The sequence below is a fragment of the Streptomyces sp. NPDC006997 genome, from assembly GCF_040635175.1.
Taxonomy (GTDB): domain Bacteria; phylum Actinomycetota; class Actinomycetes; order Streptomycetales; family Streptomycetaceae; genus Streptomyces.
Genome location: NZ_JBEYHH010000002.1, coordinates 220,696 through 238,041, shown reverse-complemented (window position 1 = coordinate 238,041; position 17,346 = coordinate 220,696). Strand labels below are relative to the sequence as shown.

18 protein-coding genes are annotated in these 17,346 nt (G+C 71.7%); 3 read left to right on the top strand and 15 right to left on the bottom strand.

Annotated features, from left to right (window positions below; genetic code table 11):
* Nucleotides 1-6 precede the first annotated feature (6 nt).
* The 3 genes from ABZ659_RS02735 to ABZ659_RS02725 all read left to right on the top strand — a co-directional run bounded on the left by ABZ659_RS02735 (nt 7) and on the right by ABZ659_RS02725 (nt 3,142).
* Complete coding sequence (locus tag ABZ659_RS02735) at nt 7-444, top strand: hypothetical protein (RefSeq protein WP_360212657.1); 438 nt, start codon at nt 7-9, stop codon at nt 442-444.
* Nucleotides 444-2,534: a hypothetical protein gene (locus ABZ659_RS02730; protein WP_360212655.1), complete on the top strand. Its 2,091-nt coding sequence runs from the start codon at nt 444-446 to the stop codon at nt 2,532-2,534. The genes ABZ659_RS02735 and ABZ659_RS02730 overlap by 1 nt, the downstream gene beginning before the upstream one ends.
* Before the next feature lie 206 nt (nt 2,535-2,740).
* The gene (locus ABZ659_RS02725) at nt 2,741-3,142 is read left to right on the top strand and encodes a hypothetical protein (RefSeq protein WP_360212653.1); all 402 of its coding nucleotides are present in this window, start codon (nt 2,741-2,743) and stop codon (nt 3,140-3,142) included.
* 81 nt (nt 3,143-3,223) lie between these two features.
* Here the strand turns inward: ABZ659_RS02725 and ABZ659_RS02720 are convergent, their stop codons facing one another.
* The 15 genes from ABZ659_RS02720 to ABZ659_RS02650 are packed head-to-tail and all read right to left on the bottom strand — an operon-like array spanning nt 3,224 to nt 17,337.
* The gene (locus ABZ659_RS02720) at nt 3,224-4,147 is read right to left on the bottom strand and encodes an LLM class F420-dependent oxidoreductase (RefSeq protein WP_360212651.1); all 924 of its coding nucleotides are present in this window, start codon (nt 4,145-4,147) and stop codon (nt 3,224-3,226) included.
* A 22-nt stretch (nt 4,148-4,169) separates the two neighbouring features.
* Nucleotides 4,170-5,420, bottom strand: a complete 1,251-nt coding sequence (locus ABZ659_RS02715; protein ID WP_360212649.1) for a lytic transglycosylase domain-containing protein — start codon at nt 5,418-5,420, stop codon at nt 4,170-4,172.
* 44 nt (nt 5,421-5,464) lie between these two features.
* Nucleotides 5,465-6,142: a hypothetical protein gene (locus ABZ659_RS02710; protein ID WP_360212647.1), complete on the bottom strand. Its 678-nt coding sequence runs from the start codon at nt 6,140-6,142 to the stop codon at nt 5,465-5,467.
* A gap of 29 nt (nt 6,143-6,171) precedes the next feature.
* A complete protein-coding gene (locus tag ABZ659_RS02705) occupies nt 6,172-6,696 on the bottom strand; it encodes a hypothetical protein (protein WP_360212645.1) in 525 nt (174 codons plus the stop codon).
* 32 nt (nt 6,697-6,728) lie between these two features.
* The gene (locus ABZ659_RS02700) at nt 6,729-7,526 is read right to left on the bottom strand and encodes a hypothetical protein (RefSeq protein WP_360212643.1); all 798 of its coding nucleotides are present in this window, start codon (nt 7,524-7,526) and stop codon (nt 6,729-6,731) included.
* A complete protein-coding gene (locus ABZ659_RS02695; RefSeq protein WP_360212641.1) occupies nt 7,526-8,041 on the bottom strand; it encodes a hypothetical protein in 516 nt (171 codons plus the stop codon). The genes ABZ659_RS02700 and ABZ659_RS02695 overlap by 1 nt, the downstream gene beginning before the upstream one ends.
* The gene (locus ABZ659_RS02690) at nt 8,038-9,315 is read right to left on the bottom strand and encodes an MlaD family protein (protein ID WP_360212639.1); all 1,278 of its coding nucleotides are present in this window, start codon (nt 9,313-9,315) and stop codon (nt 8,038-8,040) included. The genes ABZ659_RS02695 and ABZ659_RS02690 overlap by 4 nt, the downstream gene beginning before the upstream one ends.
* On the bottom strand, nt 9,312-10,442 hold the full coding sequence (locus ABZ659_RS02685; protein WP_360212637.1) for an MCE family protein: 1,131 nt from the start codon (nt 10,440-10,442) through the stop codon (nt 9,312-9,314). Before ABZ659_RS02685 ends, ABZ659_RS02690 begins: the two co-directional genes overlap by 4 nt.
* Nucleotides 10,439-11,440 (bottom strand): MCE family protein, encoded by a 1,002-nt coding sequence (locus ABZ659_RS02680; RefSeq protein ID WP_360212635.1) that lies wholly within the window; start codon nt 11,438-11,440, stop codon nt 10,439-10,441. Before ABZ659_RS02680 ends, ABZ659_RS02685 begins: the two co-directional genes overlap by 4 nt.
* Nucleotides 11,437-12,465, bottom strand: a complete 1,029-nt coding sequence (locus tag ABZ659_RS02675) for an MCE family protein (protein ID WP_360212633.1) — start codon at nt 12,463-12,465, stop codon at nt 11,437-11,439. Before ABZ659_RS02675 ends, ABZ659_RS02680 begins: the two co-directional genes overlap by 4 nt.
* Entirely contained in the window at nt 12,462-13,520 is a 1,059-nt protein-coding gene (locus ABZ659_RS02670; RefSeq protein ID WP_360212631.1) for an MCE family protein, read from the bottom strand. Before ABZ659_RS02670 ends, ABZ659_RS02675 begins: the two co-directional genes overlap by 4 nt.
* On the bottom strand, nt 13,517-14,758 hold the full coding sequence (locus ABZ659_RS02665; protein WP_360212629.1) for an MCE family protein: 1,242 nt from the start codon (nt 14,756-14,758) through the stop codon (nt 13,517-13,519). The genes ABZ659_RS02670 and ABZ659_RS02665 overlap by 4 nt, the downstream gene beginning before the upstream one ends.
* Before the next feature lies 1 nt (nt 14,759).
* Nucleotides 14,760-15,566, bottom strand: coding sequence for an ABC transporter permease (locus tag ABZ659_RS02660; RefSeq protein ID WP_360212627.1), 807 nt, complete (start codon nt 15,564-15,566; stop codon nt 14,760-14,762).
* A 5-nt stretch (nt 15,567-15,571) separates the two neighbouring features.
* Nucleotides 15,572-16,336 carry an ABC transporter permease gene (locus ABZ659_RS02655; RefSeq protein WP_360212625.1) on the bottom strand — a complete coding sequence of 255 codons (765 nt, stop codon included), beginning with the start codon at nt 16,334-16,336 and terminating at the stop codon, nt 15,572-15,574.
* Nucleotides 16,333-17,337 carry an ATP-binding cassette domain-containing protein gene (locus tag ABZ659_RS02650; RefSeq protein WP_360212623.1) on the bottom strand — a complete coding sequence of 335 codons (1,005 nt, stop codon included), beginning with the start codon at nt 17,335-17,337 and terminating at the stop codon, nt 16,333-16,335. The genes ABZ659_RS02655 and ABZ659_RS02650 overlap by 4 nt, the downstream gene beginning before the upstream one ends.
* Between the last annotated feature and the right edge of the window lie 9 nt (nt 17,338-17,346).

Sequence of the window (17,346 nt, the reverse complement as noted above, 5' to 3'; positions counted from 1 at the left end):
GCAGAGATGGCTTGGGATGAGTGGGAGCAGCTGAAGCAGGGCGCCGCGCAGCGTATGCAGCTCAATCAGCTCGACCCGGGTGGCGGGATGTCGCCGCCACCAGGCGGTGACCTTCGGGTCAACCAGCAGGATCTGGCCGCGGTCGGCGACAGCGCCTTCGACCTGCGCAATGACCTCATCACACAGGACACCGACGCCTCGGCGAGCACCGCGACAGCCGGGTCGGGCCTGTCCACCCAGGGCTTCGAACTGGGACCCGCGCTCAAGCACGTCGGCACCCGCTGGGACGAGCAGTTGCAGTCGCTCAAGGACGCGTGCGGCCACATCTCGAACCACCTTGAGTTCACCAAGCGGGTCCACCGCGAGAACGAGTACTACGTCTACGGGACCATCAGCAGCATCGCCACCTTGGATGAGGGCTTCGGTGGGAAGGCGGACGGCTGATGCGGGTCAGCGTGTTGCGCGACGGAGACTTCAGTTCGCTGACGACCGCGGTGGAGGACTGGGGCAAGGTGGTCAGCAGCCTGAAGACCATCGGCGACGACGCCCGCGACAACCTCAAGGCCAAGTCGGACAAGGCGCGTTGGGCGGGCGTCAACTCGCAGGTCAGCCGCGAGTTCGTGGACAAGACGGTCGGGGAGTTCGCGGACGCCCTCACCGAGGCGACCAGCATCCACAACGTTCTCCGCGACACGTATGACGAACTCGTGCACTATCAGCGACAGTTGCAGACGGCCATGACCAACGGGCTGCGCAAGAACCTCACCGTCGTCGATACCGGGGAGGGCTCGTTCACCGTCACCATGAACATCCACCCGGACCGTGCCGCGGCCGGAACCACGGTGCCCGAGCACACCCAGCAGGACGTCGACAGCCTCCGCGACGAGGTGCAGCGCATCCTCACCGGGGCGACCGAGAGCGACAGCAGCGCCGCCGAGATCCTGCGCGCCCTCGTCGACGAGGCCAAGTACGGCTTCGCCGGCGGCGAGATCTACGAGGACCGGGACGCCGCCGCCAAGCCCATCGAGGACGCCGAGCACTACGCGAAGCTGATGAAGGAGAAGGGGGACGACATGACCCCCGCCCAGCTCGCAGACCTGAACGCGACGCTGGAGAAATACCGCGACGACCCCTTGTTCCAGGAGCGCTTCGCGACCGTCCTGGGCCCCCGAGGCGTCCTGGACTTCTGGATGGATCTCAGCGACCCGTCCGACGGCGGCGATCTGCAGCACGCCCCGCGTGACCAGTTCGGCGACCTCCAGCGCAACATCAGCCTCACGCTGGCCGGCGCCACCCAGTCGGACTCGCCGGCCATGCAGACGTGGCAGAACGACGTGATCGCCCTGGGTGACGAGCGCATCAAGGTACGCGGCAGCGCGGCATACGGCTTCCAGATCATGAGTAACTTCATGCGCGCCGGCGACTACGACAACACGTTCTTGAACAAGTATGGCAATGCCCTGGTGGCGACCGAGAAGGAGATGAGGCTTCCCGACCACTACTGGCAGGGGACGACGGGCGCGCAGGTACCCAAGCTCAACTTCCTCGGTGGCGACGACTTCGGGCGCGACCCAATGACCGGCTTCATGACCGGGCTGTCACACAGTCCCATCGCGTCGACCGAGTTCTTCAACACCACCGAACCGCAGGACAATGCCGAGTGGGTGCTCAAGGAACGCCCGTGGCTCGACGACACCCCGCTCGACGACGGCGACACGAACCAGGGCCGGGAAGCCACCGGCAAGGCCTTGGTCGCCGCAGCGACCGGCGTTGACCCCGGCGACCCGAACGCCCGCCCGGTCGAGCACAACGCCGCCCAGCGCGGCGTCGTGGACCGCTCCCTCGGTTATCTCTCGGACCTGGGCGACGACTTCCCTTCCGAGTACCGCGACGACATGGCGAAGGTACTGGTCAACTGGGGCGACGAGACGCACAACTCGATGAGCGCGCAGGCTGACCACACCGACCCCAGGGACCCCAAGTACGACCCGCGTCAGTTCGACCGCGGGGACCTCTTCGAGGTCGCCAAGCAGATCTCCCGGGACCAGAGCGCCTACGGCGACCTCAACTCCGGCCTCAACACCGAGATGGTCAAGGACATCAACAACGGCCATCCGCAGGACCCGAAGGAGACCCTGCAGCGAGCCGGAGCCACGGTCGGGTTCCTGGAAGAGGCGCGCTACCAGGCCCTCGACACCGACAAGGAAGACCCGTCCTGGGACGCCAAGTGGCTCTACCACGGCTTCGGCGGGGCCGCGAACTTCATCCCCGTCGCGGGCGACGCGGTCCAGCGCGGTGTCGACGCCCTCGCCTACCAGTGGCAGTTGGACGAGCAGGCCCGTATCGACGCCGGCAACCACGAGCAGAACGGCGAGGTCTTCCGGGGCCGCGAGAACCAGCTCGAAGCCCTGGCGGGCATCTGGGCAGAGGCCAACCCCGACCACGGCCAGAGCCCCTACACCCTCACCCAGGACATCAACGGCGCCGCCTTCGACGGCAACGGCCGTGCACGCGGACTGTCAGGAGACCAGTGATCCCCACCGGCCCAACCCTCGCTGCGACCCCGCCGACCGGGGCGACCACGTCGGCCACAGCGTCCGTACGGGGCCGTCGCCTCCGGCCTGCCGCGGCGGCGGCAGCCACCGCGGGCGCACTGCTGCTGACGGCCGGCTGCGGCGGCGGAGGCCGCGACTACACGCTCCCTGAGAACCTGTGTGGGACCCGGATCGATCCCGGCCTCTTGTCCGACTTCATGCCGGACGGCCAGACCGTGAAGGTACAGCCCAGCGGCCAGAGCATCCGGTACTGCAAGGTCCTCGTCGACAGAACGTATGTCTTCCGCATCGAAGAGGCGGTGACCACCGTCAGCACCGATCCGCTGAAGGTCAAGGAGCGGGAACTCGCCAGGATGGGCAGCCCGGTCCGCGCCGCGGGCCTCGGCGAGGAGGGGATCGTCGCCGACATGGGTGCTCTGGCGGTGTCCCGCTGCTCGGTGAAGGGCAAGGAACACGTCTTCGTCAGCGAGATCAACCTCGAAGACGAACGCCCCGACGACACCGCTGACCGGCGGAAGGCCCTGAAGGCGTTCATGAAGGCGTATCACCCGCGCGCCATGGCCCAGCACGGCTGCACGGCGATGTGAGAAGGACGCCCGTGTCGCGCGTGTTCCAGAGCCGACGGCGGTGACCACCTGGTTTTCCGGGTGGTCACCGGTCGCGGGGGGTCAGCTCAGCTGGGTCTGGACCTGGGTGGAGATCAGCTCCAGGTGGTCCAGGTCGGAGAGGTCGAGGAGTTGGAGGTAGATCCGCTGGGAGCCCGCCTCGGCGTAGCGGCCGATCTTGTCGACGACCTCGGCGGGGGTGCCCGCGAGGCCGTTGGCCTTCAGCTCGTCGACCTCGCGGCCGATCACGGCGGCGCGGCGGGCCACCTCCTGGTCGTCCTTGCCGACGCAGACGACGAGGGCGTTGGAGTACACCAGGTCGTCGCCCTTGCGGCCCGCCTTCTCGGCCGCCGCGCGGACCCGGCCGAACTGGCGCTCCGAGTCCTCGACCGAGGCGAAGGGCATGTTGAACTCGTCGGCGTACTGGCCCGCCAGGCGGGGCGTGCGGGTGGCGCCGTGGCCGCCGATCAGGACCGGGACCTTGCGCTGGGCGGGCTTGGGCAGCGCGGGCGAGTCGGTGAGGTCGTAGTGGGTGCCGTGGAAGTCGAAGGTCTTGCCGGGCTCGGTCGCCCACAGGCCGGTGACGATCGCCAGCTGTTCCTCCAGGCGGGCGAACTTCTCCTGCGGGAAGGGGATGCCGTACGCCGTGTGCTCCTCCTCGAACCAGCCCGCGCCGATGCCGAGTTCGACCCGGCCGCCGGACATCTGGTCGACCTGCGCTACCTGGATGGCGAGGACGCCGGGCAGCCGGAACGTGGCGGCGGTCATCAGCGTGCCGAGCCGGATGCGCTTAGTCTCGCGGGCGAGCCCGGCGAGGGTGATCCAGGCGTCGGTGGGGCCCGGGAGGCCGTCCACGGACCCCATCCTCAGGTAGTGGTCACTGCGGAAGAAGGCGTTGAACCCGAGGTCCTCGGTGGCCTTCGCCACGGTGAGCAGGGTGTCGTAGGTCGCGCCTTGCTGGGGTTCGGTGAAGATGCGGAGATCCATACCCCCCATCCTGCACGCCCGGTCAGCTCACCTCGGGTTCCGGGGTCGTGTCCGGCGGGCAGGTCGGCTCGCTCTCGGGCGGGGTGGCCGTCGGCGTCGGGGACGGCGTGGCGCAGTCGGAGGGGTCGGGGGTCGGCTCGGTGGTCGGGTCCGTGGTGGGGTCCGTGCTCGGGTCGGGGGTGTCGGTGGGGTCCGGAGCGGGGGTCGGGGTGGGTGAGTCGGTCGGGGAGTCGGACGGGGTCGGTGTCGGGTCCGGTGAGGTGCCCGACGGGGACGGGGTGGGGGTCGGTCCCGGGATGTGGGAGGGGGTCGGGGGGGTGGGCCCCTCGGACGGGGTGGGGTCGGGGCCGATCACTATGCCTCCGCCGCCGCCCCTGCCGCCGCCGGTGGGCTCGTCGACCGGCTCCGTCGCCGGGGTGGTCCCGCCCGCGCCGGGGGATGTCGGTACGACTCCCCTGCCGTCCGGGACCGGGTGCACGCCACCGCGGTAGAACTCCAGCCAGTAGCGGACCAGCCTGAGGTACGACTCGGAGTAGTTGTAGCTGAGGACCGCCCGGTCCAGGTCCGCGGCCCGGTCCAGGTTCCGGTCGCCCGCGCACAGGTAGTGTCCGGCGGCCAGCGCCGCGTCGAAGACGTTGTTCGGGTCGGCGCGGCCGTCGCCGTTGCCGTCCACGCCCCAGTGCGCCCAGGTCGACGGCAGGAACTGCATCGGCCCCACCGCCCTGTCGTACACCGTGTCGCCGTCGTGGACACCGCCGTCGCTGTCCAGGATCAGCGCGAAGCCGTTGCCGTCGAGGGCGGGGCCGGTGATACGGCCCCGGGTGGTGCCGTCGCGGTCGACGGCGCCGCCGCGGGCCTGCCCCGACTCCACCTTGCCGATCGCCGCGAGCAGTTCCCAGGGCAGCGCGCAGCGCGGGTCCGTGCGGGCCACGGAGCGTTCGGCGGCGCGGTAGGCGCGCAGCACGGTTCCCGGGATGCCGGACTCGGCGCGGACGCGGTCCGCCTGGGCGGGGCGCGGGGGTAACTCCGGGGTGGCCAGGGGCGGCAGTTCGGTGTGGTACGACGAGTCGCCGGGCGGGTCGAGTTCGGCGAACGGGACCTCCGGGGCGGGGGCGGCGGGTTCGTCGTCGGCGGCCGGGCGGGCCTCGTGGCGCTGGGTGGGGGTCGGTGCCTGCGAGGCGGTGAGGGCGGCCACCGCGGCCACGGCGACGGCGGTGGTCCGCAGGCCCTGCCGGGTGCGGGGGGTGAGGCGTCGGGCGCGGGGTGCGGGCATGGCGGGCGGTCCCTCCTGAGGTGCGTTGTCGCGTGGGCGCGTGCTCAGCGGCCGAAGGTGTCGATGCCGGAGACCAGCCAGCGGCCGTCGCGCCGTACGACGTCCACGGCGAGCATCGCTCCGGCGTACGTGCCCTCGTCGCTGGCCTTCTCCGTCTTCTTTCCGGCGGTGCTGACGCTGCTCTGGTCGGCGAAGACCAGCACCCTGGCGCGGTCGCCGTCGATGCGCTCGACCGCGCTGTCCGTGACGGTGGTGGTGATGACCGCCTTCTGCTGTTCGGCGCTGGCGCGGACGTCGCCGAGCAGGGCCTTGTGCTGGTCGACGGCCCTGCCGGTCAGCAGGTCCCGGGCCGCCTTCTCGAACGCGGCCGGGTGGGCGTGGTCGTAGGAGAACAGCGCGGCCACGGCCTTCGCGGTCTGGCCCTTGATCTCGCTGGTGCGGGCGATGTCGGTGAGCGCGGTGTTGCGGGCCGCCGAGTCGTCGCGCAGCCCTTCGGCCCGCCCGTGCGCCCAGCCCGCGAAGCCGCCGAGGAGGAGCGTGAGGGCGCAGAGCAGGGCGGGGAGGGGGAGGCGGAGGTGACGGCGGGGGCGGTCCTCGACTTCAGGGGTGTCGGGGCGTGTGCGGGCCTGCGCCGCCGTGGGCGCCGTGGGCTCGGGGCGGTCCGCCTCGCGGGCCTGGCGGCGGCGACGGCTGTTGAGGGAGTGGCGGGTGGTCGTCGGCATCGGTGTCGTCCTCTCCTGCGGTGGCCGGTTCAGCCGGCCGGGGTGCCGCCGACGGGGGCCTGCCCCAGGGCGCTGAGCTTCCAGTGGTCGCCGGTGCGGGTGAGTTCGCCGAGCAGACGGCTGTCCTTGTCGGTGCTCGGGGCGTCGGGTGCCTTGACGGTGACCCGCAGGGCGACGAGGACCCGGGCGCGGCCCGCCCGGTCGTCGAGTTCGGTGACGGCGCCGGAGAGCACCTTGGCCGTGGTGACCGTCTTCGCCGCCTTCACCTGGCTGGCGAACGCGTCGCGGCCGTCGACCAGTTGGTCGTGGAGTTCGCCGGTCGTGGACGACTCCCAGAGGTCCAGGCCGTGGTCCAGGTCGCGGTGGTCCAGGGTGTTGAGGTTCTGTACGGCCTGTTCCCCGGCGGCGAGGGCGCGGTCGCGCTGGGTGGCGTACGCCGTCGAGTCGTCGTGGGCGGCGGCGTACCAGTCCCAGCCCGCCCAGGCGGCGAAGCCGCCCGCGACGAGGGTGAGGGCGAGGGCCACGGCGGTCACCGCGCGGTTCGTACGTCGCATGGGGTTGTCTCCTCTCCCGGGCGCGGACGCGGTCACCGGGGTGTGATGTCGACGATGTGCCACTCGTCCCGCTCCCATCGCGCGGTCACCGTGAGCTGGGCCGCCGCGGCGGTGGGCTTGTCCTTGCCGCGGCGGGAGATCTGGTCGAGGAAGACCAGCAGGCGGGCGCTGTCGCCGTCGAGTTCGATCACGCCGGTGCGTACGGCCTGGGTGCTGAGGGTGACGCCCTGCCGGGCGACGTCCTCGCGGATCCGGTCGACCAGCGCGGCGTACTGGCGTGCCGCCCGCCCGCTGAGGACGCCTCGTGCCGAGCGCTCCGTCGCCGCGAGCCCGTCCGGCGTGTACGAGAACACCCGCGCGAGCGCGCTGCCGACGTCCCCCTCCACCCGGGTGGTGGCCTCGGTGTCGGTCAGCGCGGTGTTCCGCGCGGAGGGGTCGGTACGGAGGTCATGGGCGGCCTGGAAGAACCAGGAACCGGCGCCCAGCAGCAGGGCGCAGGCCAGCGCGACGGCGATCAGGGGGAGGCGGCGCCGGGGGGTGTGGCGGGGGGTGTGGCGAGGGGTGTCGGAGGCGTCGAGGTCGGCAGCCTCGGAAGCGCCGGTCGACTCGGCGACGCCGGATGGCTCGTGGACGCCGGACGACCTGTCGGCGCCGGATGGCTCGTCGGCGCCGGACGGCTCGCGGACGCCGGATGACTCGGCGGCCTCGGACGACTCGTGGACGTCGGCCAACTCAGCAACGCCGGACGCCCCCGCGTCGCCGGACGACTCGGCAGGCTCCCGTTCCTCCTCCGCGTCCCGCGCTCGTCTCCCCCGCAACAGGTACGCCATCAGCCGTCCTCCCCCTCCAGCGCGCGGGCGAGTGGGATCGCGCTCAGGGCCTTGACCTTCCAGTCGTCCTCCGCGGTGCGGGTCAGCACGGCCTCCAGGCGTTTGCGGTCCGTCGTCGGGGACTTGGCGCCGGGTCGGGTGACCTCCACCCGCACGGTGGCGATGAGCTTGGCGGTGCCCGCGCGGGCGTCGAGGGCGGTGATCGCGGCCTCCGTGACGGTGCCCCGGGCGGACGCGCCCGCCGTGGGCTCGGTGCCGGCCAGTTCGTCGCGGAGCGGTCCGGTGGCGGCGGCGCGCCAGGCGCGGATGCCCGCGCGGGCCGTCTCCTTGGTGGAGGCGTCCAGGGTGTTGAGTACGGCGAGCCGGTCCCGCCCGTCGGCCAGCGCCTCGTCGCGGGCGCGGCCGTAGGTGAGGGAGTCGTCGTTGCGCGCCTGGGCGTAGGTCCACGCGCCGGTTCCGCTGAAGCCGACCGCGAGGACGAGGGCCGCCGTGGTGAGCAGCCGGGTCCGGTTCATCGGGCGTCCTCCGGGGCCGGGGGAGACAGCAGGTCCGCCAGGTCCGGGCGCGCGGTGTCGCCCGTGCCGGGCAGGGCCAGCGCCCCCGGCAGGCTCGAAGCGGCGGTGCTGGTCGCGGCGGAGCCGGACGGCAGTGAGCCCGGGCGTGCCGGTTCCGGGACCGGGCCGCCCCTGGGCGCGTGGGCCGAGCCCCGTACGTTGACGCCGCTGGACGCCGGTGCCGTACAGGACGCGGCCGTGTTGAGCGGCGGCGTCGTGCCGAGGTCGAGGCCGTTGCGGTAGCGGGTGGCCTCGTAGCCGGAGGTGCAGGGCAGCGGGTTGAAGAAGGTGACCGCCAGGCCCAGGTTCATCCGGCCGCCGTCGACGGCGGTGGAGCCGGCGGAGACGGCCGCCGGGTAGGTGACGAGGAGTTCCTCCAGGCCGCGCTGGCGGGTGACGGCGACCTCGCTGGTGGTGAGCAGGTTGGCGAGGACGACGCCGAGGCTGGGGTCGAGGTCGCGGAGCACTCCGCTGACCTGGGTGGCCGCCTCGGGTGTGACGGTGAGCAGGCGGCGCAGGTCGGAGTCGGAGCCCTTGAGGGTGCGGGCGAGTTCCTCGGCGCCCTCGGCGAAGCCGCGGATGGCGTCGGCCTCCTCGGCCTGGGTGCGCAGCACCGTCTCGCCGTCGGTCAGGAGGCGGGTGGTGGAGGGCAGCGCCCGGTCCGCCGCGTCGACGAGGTCGCCGCCGCTGTCGAGGAGGATCCTCAGGTCGTCGCCGTGGCCCTCGAAGGCTTTGCCGAGTTCGTCGACGACCGTGCGCAGGTCGTCCAGGGGTACGGACCGGGTGAGGTCGTTGACGCTGGTGAGGACGTCGGTGACGGGCGCCGGGACCTGGGTGTCGGGGCGTTCGATGCGGGAGCCGTCCGCGAGGTAGGGGCCGCCGTCGCTGGCGGGGCGCAGGTCGATGTACTGCTCGCCGACCGCGGACAGTCCGGCGACGACGGCCCGGGTGTCGGCGGGGATGTCCGGCGCGGACTTCCTGATGCGCAGGTGGGCGACGACGCCGTCCGCGGTGAGGTCGATGGGCCCGACCCGGCCGACGGAGACGCCCCGGTAGGTGACGTCGGAGTGGGTGAACAGGCCGCCGGTGGTGGGGAGGTCGACGTCCACGGTGTAGTAGTCGGCGAGGCCGACGTGGCGGCCCAGGTCGGCGTAGCGGATGCCGACGAAGCCCAGGACGAGGACGGCGATGACGAGGAAGGCGAGGTTCTTCAGCCGGATCGCGAGGGTGATCACCGGTCCCGCCCCCCGTCGGTGGAGGGCAGCGGCAGCGGGTCGGCGGCCCGGCGTGGGGTGGTGGCGGTGCCGTTGCCGGGGACGAGCGGCGGGATGACCTGGGTGCCGGGCGCGGCGGTCATGTCGAGGTACACGTTGAGGTAGTCGCCCTTCACCCCGTTGAGCACCTCGTCGGTGAACGGGTAGGTGATCAGCGCCTGGAGGGAGTCGGGCAGGTCGGTGCCCGCGTCGGCGAGGGCCTTGAGGGTCGGGGCGATGGCCTTGAGGTCGGCGACCATGTCGTCCTTGCTCGCGTCGACGGTGGTGACGGCGACGTCGGAGAGGGTGTCCAGGGAGCGCAGCATGGTCAGCAGGGAGCCGCGCTGTTCGTGCAGGGTCTTCAGGCCGGGTGAGAGCCCGGTGAGGACGGTGCGTACGTCGTCGTCGCGTCCGGCGAGGGTGGCGGAGAGCCGGTTGACGCCGTCGAGGGCGTCGGTGATGTCGCCGCGGTGTGCGTCGAGGTCGGAGACGAGTTCCTCGACCCGGCGCAGGGTGGAGCGGACCTGGGGTTCGCGTCCGCCGAGCGCGGCGTTGAGTTCGTGGGTGATGGTCTTGAGCTGGTTGACGCCGCCGCCGTTGAGGAGCATGGACAGGGCCCCGAAGACCTCCTCGACCTCGGTGTTGCGGCCGGTGCGGGAGACGGGGATGACGCTGCCGTCGGTGAGGCGGGCGGTGGTGGCGGTCCTGGCCGGGGCGACGAGCTGGACGTACTTCTCACCGAGCAGGCTGGACTGTTCGAGGCGGGCCCCGGCGTCGGCGGGCAGCGTCACGTCACCGTTGATCTTGAGGGTGACACGGGCGGTCCAGTCGTCGTCGAGGCGGATGCCGGTCACCCGGCCCACGGCGACGTCGTTGACCTTGACGGAGGCGTGCGGGACGAGGCTGAGGGCGTCGTCGAGTTCGGCGGTGACGGTGTAGGGGTGGGAGCCGAGGTCGGCGCCGCCGGGCAGCGGCAGGTCCTCCAGGCCGTCGAAGCGGGGCGGGGAGAGGGAGAAGGCGCTCACCGCCAGGGTGAAGCCGATGCCGAGGGCGAGCAGTCCGCCGAGTCCGGCGCCCGCGGTCAGCGCGCCGCGTCCGAGCAGTCTCACCGCGTCTCCTCCCCGCTCACCGGCAGCGGCAGCAGCGGCCCGCCCATGCTGATCTCGTTGATATTGGTGCGGCCGTCGATGCGGCCGGTGCCGGTGTCGTAGGCGCCGACGAGGTTGTCGGCGGCGAGCGGGGCGGTGTCGAGGGTCTCGGCGAGGGAGGCGCGCTGTCTGACGAGGGTCTGGGTGACGGGCACGAGGCGTTCGACGTTGTCCTTGAGTTCGCCGCGGTTGTCCTGGATGAAGGTCTTCACCTGGCCGAGGGCGGTGCCGAGTTCGTCGAGGGCGCCCGCGAGGTCGTCCTTGTTGTCGGCGAAGAAGCTGACGACGGTGTCGAGGCGTTCCTGCGCGGTGCGGACGTCGTCGTCCTTGTCCTTGAGCATGGTGGTGAAGGTCTGGAGCTGGCTGAGGGTGGTGAACAGGTCGTCGCTGGAGCCGTCGAGGGTGCGGGCCGCCTTGCCGAACTGCTCGACGCTGTCACCGATGGCCTTGCCGTTGCCGTCGAGGTTGGCGGCGCCGGTGGTCAGCAGGTCGGAGAGGGCGCCGGTGGAGTTGGCGCCGTCGGGGCCGAGGGCCTGGCTGAGGTCGATGAGGGAGGCGTAGAGCTGGTCGATCTCGACGGGGGTGCGGTTGCGGGAGGCGGGCAGGACGGCGCCGTCGGTGAGGGCGGGCCCGTTCCGGTAGGCGGGGGTGAGCTGGACGAACCGGTCGGCGACGACGCTGGGGGCGACGACCACGGCTCGCGCCCCCTTGGGCACCCGTACGCCGTCGTCGAGGGCGAGGTCGACGCGGACGCGGGTGCCCTGGGGGTCGACCGACTCCACCTCGCCGACCTTGACGCCGAGGATGCGCAGGTCGGAGCCCGCGTAGATGCCGGTGGCGCGGTCGAAGTAGGCGGTCAGGCGCAGGCCGGGGTCGTCGAGGGCGCGGGCCGTGGCCAGTCCGGCGGCGACCACGGCGAGGGCGATCACGGCCGCGAGGATCTTGCGGCGCTGGGTCATCGCTCACCTCCCGTCGAGGGCTTGGGCGGTACGCATCCGTTCTCCGGCTGGGACCGCGCGGGCAGGTAGTCGCGGGGGACGAGCCCGCACAGGTAGCTGTCGAACCAGTGGCCGTTGCCGATGGTGTTGCCGACGAGGCGGTAGTAGGGCCCGGCGAGGGCGAGGGTCCGGTCGAGTTGTCTCGTGTTCTTCTGGAGCACCTTGGTGACCCGGCCGAGCGCCTTGAGGGTGGGTGTGAGCTGGTCGTTGTTGTCCTTGACGAGGCCGCTGAGTTCGGTGGAGAGGTCGCGGCTGCCGTCCAGCAGGGCCTTGATGGCGTCGCGGCGGTCCTCCAGTTCCCCGAGCAGGGAGCCGCCGTCCTCGATGAGGGTCTCGAAGCTGGACTTCTGGTCCTTCAGGGTGCGGGTGAACCGGTTGCTGCCGCGCAGCAGCCGGGACAGTTCGCGGTCCCGCTTGGAGACGGACTTCGACAGGTCGGAGAGGCCGGTGGCGGCCTTGCGGACGTGCGGCGGGGAGTCCGCGAAGGTCTCCGAGATGGTCTCGAAGCTCTCCGCCATCCGCTGGGTGTCGAGGGCGTCGACGGTGCCGCTGAGGTCCTGGAACGCCTGGGTGACGTCGTACGGGGAGGTGGTGCGGGCCAGCGGGATGCGGGTGCCGGGGTCCTGGCGGCCGGTGCCGAGCGGGTCGAGGGCGAGGTACTTGTCGCCGAGGAGCGTCTTGATGGCGATGGCGGCGGTGGTCCTGTCCCCGATCCAGGCGTCCTCCACCTCGAAGCTGACCTTGACGCGGTCGCCGTCGAGGGACACGCCGGTCACCTCCCCGACCTTGACCCCGGCGACGCGGACCTCGTCGCCCTCGTCGAGCCCGGCGGCCTCGGAGAAGTCGGCGCTGTAGGCGGTGCCGCCGCCGAGCAGGGGCAGTCGTCCGGCGTGGTAGACGGCGACGGTGAGCAGCCCCAGCAGGAGCAGGCCGACGAGGGCGACGGAGACCGGGTCGCGCTCGCGGACGGGCTTGAGGTGTCTCATGCGCCGCACCTCGCTTCGGTGAGCGCGATGCCGGTGGGCGGCCGGGAGCCGTCGGAGGTGGTCACGCCGTTCACCCGGGCCTCGCAGAGGTAGAAGTTGAACCAGGAGCCGTAGGACGACAGCCGGGCCAGCGCGGTCAGCTTGGCGGGGCTCTTGGCGAGGAAGTCCGCTATCTGCGGGGTGGCGTCGGCGAGGTTGCCGGAGAGGCGGCCGAGCTGGCGGATGTCCTCCTTGAGGGGTTCGCGGCCGTCCTGGAGGAGGTCGGCGGTGACGGTGGTGAGGTCGCCCATCGCCTCGACGGCGCGGCCGAGGGGCTTACGGTCCTCGTTGAAGCCGCTGACGAGTTTCTGGAGGGTGTCCACGAGGCCGTCGAAGTCGGCCTCGCGGTCGTTGAGGGTGGTCAGGACGGTGTTGAGGTTCTCCACCACCTCCCCGATGACCTCGTCCTTGGCGGCGACGGTGGTGGAGAGGGAGCCGATGTGCCGGATGAGGCTGTCGACGGTGGCGCCCTCGCCCTGCAGGACCTGCACGATGGAGCCCGCCAGTTCGTTGACCTCCTTCGGGTCGAGCCCTTCGAACAGCGGCTTGAAGCCGTTGAAGAGCAGCGTCAGGTCGAGAGCGGGCGCGGTGCGGTCCAGCGGGATGGTGTCGCCGCCGTGCAGGGTGCCGGTGAGGTCGCCGGTGCCGCGGTCGAGGGCGATGTAGCGCTGGCCGACCATGTTGAGGTACTTCACGGCGGCGGTGGTGGAGCGGGGCAGCGCGCGGTCCTCGCGGACGGTGAAGGTGACCTGCGCGAGCCGCCGGTCGACCACGCGGACGTCGGTGACCTCGCCGACCTCGACGCCGGAGACGCGGACGCTGTCGCCGTCGGTGACGCCGGTGGCGTCGCTGAAGACGGCCCGGTAGGTGAGGGTGTCGTCGCCGACGCCGGTGCCGGAGACGCTCAGGGCGAGGACGGTGGTGGCGAGGGCGGTGACCACCAGGAAGGCGAGCGACTTGAGCACCGGTCCGGTGAGCGGGCGGCGCCGGGTGTGCGGGTCGCGGCGGCGGGTCATCGCAGGGTCACCTCCGTGCCGCGCAGGGTGGGTCCGGCGAGCAGGCTGCTCCAGGCGGGCAGGTCGGCGTCCGGGCGGGCGGGGGCGAGGAGTTCGTTGACGAGGTCGTTCTCCTGCGGTGAGTTGGCCGGTCCGAGGTCCTGGTCGCCGGTCGTGGGGGCCTCGGCGGCGGGCCGGGCGGGCACGCCGAGGTAGGGCACGGGGTAGCAGCGCGGTCCGCCGGTGGCGTCGTACACCGGGGTGTCGCGGCCGGGGCGGTAGGCGCCGCGGGAGGTCACGGTGGTGACGTCGACGCGGAGTCCGGGGCGGTCGGTGCCCTTGCCGAGCGCCTTGTCCATCTTGGGGACGAACTCGGCGAGGGTGCGCAGGGTGCAGGGGAACGCGGAGCTGTACTCGGCGAGCAGTTCGAGGGTGGGTCGGGAGGCGGCGCCGAGGCGGATGATGTTGTCCTTGTTCTGCCGCAGGAAGGCGGTGGTGTCCTCGGCGGCCGTGGTGGTGGTGCCGAGGGTGGCGGCGAGGTCGCCGTCCTTCTCGGCGAGGGTGCCGCTGGTGGTGGTGGCGTCGGTGAGGGCGGTGAGGACCTCGGGGGCGGCGTCGGCGTAGAGGTGGCTGACCTTCACGAGTTCTTTCAGGTCGCGGTTGAGGGTGGGCAGCTGCGGGTTGAACTTCCGCAGGTGCGCGTCGAGTCGGGTGAGGGTGTCGCCGAGGTCGTCGCCGCGTCCCTCCAGCGCCCGGGACACGGCGGACAGGGTCGCGGCGAGCTTCTGCGGCTGGACGGCGGTGAGCGTCGGCAGCACGTTGTCGAGCACCTGCTGGAGTTCGACGGCGTTGGCGGACCGGTCCTGCGGGATGACGGTCCCGGCGGCCAGCGTCCCGCCGGAGGCCCCGCCCGCCGGTACGAGGGCCACGAACCGCTCCCCGAACAGGGTGGTCGGCAGCATCTGGGCGCGGACGTCGGCGGGGATGTCGTCGAGGGCGCCGGGCTTCATCGCCAGGGTGAGGCGGGCGCCCTCGGGGGTGGCGTCGATGGCGCGGACCTCGCCGACGACGACGCCGCGCAGTTTCACCTCGGCGCCCAGGTGCATCTCGTTGCCGACGCTGCCGGTCTCCACGACGACCGGGGCGGAGTCGGTGAACTCCTTGTCGTAGACGGCGACGGCGAGCCACACCAGCAGGGCGAGGACCAGCCAGAACGCCACTCCGGCGAGGCGTCGGTCCAGGGTCGTGGGACCGCGCATCTCAGCCCGCCACCTTCACGGTCGTGGTGGCGCCCCACAGCGCCAGCGACAGGAAGAAGTCGGTGACGCTGATCAGGACGATGGCGTTGCGCACCGACCGCCCCACGGCGACGCCGACCCCGGCGGGGCCGCCGGTGGCGCGGTAGCCGTAGTAGCAGTGGGCGACGATCACCATCACGCTGAAGAGGAACACCTTCAGTACGGAGAGCAGGACGTCCGTGGGTGACAGGAACAGGTTGAAGTAGTGGTCGTAGGTGCCCGCCGACTGGCCGTTGAACCAGACGGTGACGTACCGGGAGGCCAGGAAGGACGAGAGCAGCCCGATCGCGTAGAGCGGGATGATGGCGACGACCCCGGCGATGATGCGGGTGGTGACGAGGTACGGCATGGAGTGGACGCCCATGCCTTCGAGGGCGTCGACCTCCTCGTTGATGCGCATCGCGCCGAGCTGCGCGGTGAACCCCGCGCCGACGGTGGCGGACAGGGCGAGTCCGGCGACCAGCGGGGCGATCTCGCGGGTGTTGAAGTAGGCGGAGACGAACCCGGTGAAGGCGGCGGTGCCGATCTGGTCGAGGGCGGCGTACCCCTGGAGCCCGACGACGGTGCCGGTGAACAGGGTCATCGCGACCATCACGCCGATGGTGCCGCCGATGACGCCGAGTCCGCCGGTGCCGAAGGCGACCTCGGCGAGGAGGCGCTGCACCTCCCTGAGGTAGCGGTGCAGGGTGCGCGGCACCCAGAGCAGGGCGCGGGTGTAGAACAGCAGCTGGTCGCCGGAGCGGTCGAGCCAGACGAGCGGGGAGGCCACCGGCCTCAGCCTCCCTTCGGCGGGACGATCTGGAGGTAGACGCTCGTCATCACCATGTTGACGAAGAACAGCAGCAGGAAGGTGATGACGACGGACTGGTTGACGGCGTCGCCGACGCCCTTGGGCCCGCCGCGCGGGTTCAGTCCGCGGTAGGCGGCGACCAGGCCCGCGAGGAACCCGAAGACCAGCGCCTTGAGTTCGCTGACGTACAGGTCGGGCAGCTGGGCGAGGGCGGAGAAGCTGGACAGGTAGGCGCCGGGGGTGCCGTCCTGGAGGAAGATGTTGAAGAAATACCCCCCGAGGATGCCCACCACCGAGACCAGCCCGTTGAGCAGCACGGCCACGCCCATCGTCGCCAGCACCCGCGGTACGACCAGCCGCTGCACCGGCGAGATGCCCATGACCTCCATGGCGTCGAGTTCCTCGCGGATCTTGCGGGAGCCGAGGTCGGCGCAGATCGCGGAACCGCCCGCGCCCGCGATCAGCAGGGCGACGATGAGCGGGCTGGCCTGCTGGACGACGGCGAGGACGCTGGCGCCGCCGGTGAAGGACTGGGCGCCGAGCTGCTGGGTGAGCGAGCCGACCTGGAGGGCGATGACCGCGCCGAACGGGATGGAGACCAGGGCGGCGGGCAGGATGGTGACGCTGGCGACGAACCAGAACTGCTCGATGAACTCGCGGAACTGGAACGGCCGCCGGAAGACGCCCCGGGCGACCTCGGCGGCGAGCGCGAACAGGTGGCCGGTCTCCCGCAGCGCGGCGGTGATCATGCGCCGCTCCCGGCCGTGGGCAGCGGCGCGGTGGGGTGGGCGGCGTAGGACTGCCGGATCGCCTCGCGGGCGGCGGGCGGCAGGGTGTCGATCACGCCCCTGACCCGCTCCCGGTGCCGGGCGACGGCCCGGCGCGGCGGAAGGCCCTCGGACGGCTCCAGCTGCGGGACGACCCGGCGGGGCCGCGCCGCGACGAGGGTGCCGGGACCGGCGGCCTCGGCGGCGAGGGTGGCGGCGTCCTTCTCCTCGGACATCCCGATCGGGCCCTCGCGGCGGCCGTCGAGGAACTGCGCCACCACCGGCTCGTCGCTGGTCAGCAGCGCCTCACGCGGGCCGAAGGTGACCAGTTCGCGGCGGAAGAGCATCCCCATGTTGTCGGGGACCTGGGCGGCGATGTCGAGGTTGTGGGTGACGATCAGCATCGTCGCGTCCGTCCGCGCGTTCAGGTCGATCAGCAGCTGGGAGAGGTAGGCGGTACGCACCGGGTCGAGGCCGGAGTCGGGTTCGTCGCAGAGGATGATCTGCGGGTCGAGGACCAGCGCCCTGGCGAGCCCCGCCCGCTTGCGCATCCCGCCACTGATCTCGCCGGGCAGCTTGCCCTCGGCGCCGAGCAGCCCGACGACCTCGATCCGCTCCATGACGATGCGGCGGATCTCGGACTCCTTCTTACGGGTGTGCTCGCGCAGCGGAAAGGCGATGTTGTCGAAGACGGACATGGACCCGAAAAGGGCGCCGTCCTGGAACATGAGCCCAAATACCTTGCGGGTCTCGTAAATATCGCGGGCAGGGCTGTTCACCATGTCGACGCCATTGATGAGAACCCGGCCGCGCTGCGGTTTGAGCAGCCCGATGAGCGATTTCAGAAACACCGTCTTTCCGGTGCCGGACGGGCCCAGCATGACGCTGACCTCGCCGGGTGGCAGGGTGAGGGACACATCCCTCCAGATCGTCTGCTTGCCGAAGGACATGGTCAGCCCCTCGACCGCCACTTCGATTCCCACATCACCTCC

Bases quoted from the DNA above. Each gene is read 5' to 3' on its own strand.
- ABZ659_RS02655 (WP_360212625.1), bottom strand. From the start codon at position 16,336: ATGATCACCGCCGCGCTGCGGGAGACCGGCCACCTGTTCGCGCTCGCC.
- ABZ659_RS02715 (WP_360212649.1), bottom strand. From the start codon at position 5,420: ATGCCCGCACCCCGCGCCCGACGCCTCACCCCCCGCACCCGGCAGGGC.
- ABZ659_RS02680 (WP_360212635.1), bottom strand. From the start codon at position 11,440: ATGACCCAGCGCCGCAAGATCCTCGCGGCCGTGATCGCCCTCGCCGTG.
- ABZ659_RS02720 (WP_360212651.1), bottom strand. From the start codon at position 4,147: ATGGATCTCCGCATCTTCACCGAACCCCAGCAAGGCGCGACCTACGAC.
- ABZ659_RS02665 (WP_360212629.1), bottom strand. From the start codon at position 14,758: ATGCGCGGTCCCACGACCCTGGACCGACGCCTCGCCGGAGTGGCGTTC.
- ABZ659_RS02670 (WP_360212631.1), bottom strand. From the start codon at position 13,520: ATGACCCGCCGCCGCGACCCGCACACCCGGCGCCGCCCGCTCACCGGA.
- ABZ659_RS02700 (WP_360212643.1), bottom strand. From the start codon at position 7,526: ATGGCGTACCTGTTGCGGGGGAGACGAGCGCGGGACGCGGAGGAGGAA.
- ABZ659_RS02695 (WP_360212641.1), bottom strand. From the start codon at position 8,041: ATGAACCGGACCCGGCTGCTCACCACGGCGGCCCTCGTCCTCGCGGTC.
- ABZ659_RS02705 (WP_360212645.1), bottom strand. From the start codon at position 6,696: ATGCGACGTACGAACCGCGCGGTGACCGCCGTGGCCCTCGCCCTCACC.
- ABZ659_RS02730 (WP_360212655.1), top strand. From the start codon at position 444: ATGCGGGTCAGCGTGTTGCGCGACGGAGACTTCAGTTCGCTGACGACC.
- ABZ659_RS02675 (WP_360212633.1), bottom strand. From the start codon at position 12,465: ATGAGACACCTCAAGCCCGTCCGCGAGCGCGACCCGGTCTCCGTCGCC.
- ABZ659_RS02710 (WP_360212647.1), bottom strand. From the start codon at position 6,142: ATGCCGACGACCACCCGCCACTCCCTCAACAGCCGTCGCCGCCGCCAG.
- ABZ659_RS02735 (WP_360212657.1), top strand. From the start codon at position 7: ATGGCTTGGGATGAGTGGGAGCAGCTGAAGCAGGGCGCCGCGCAGCGT.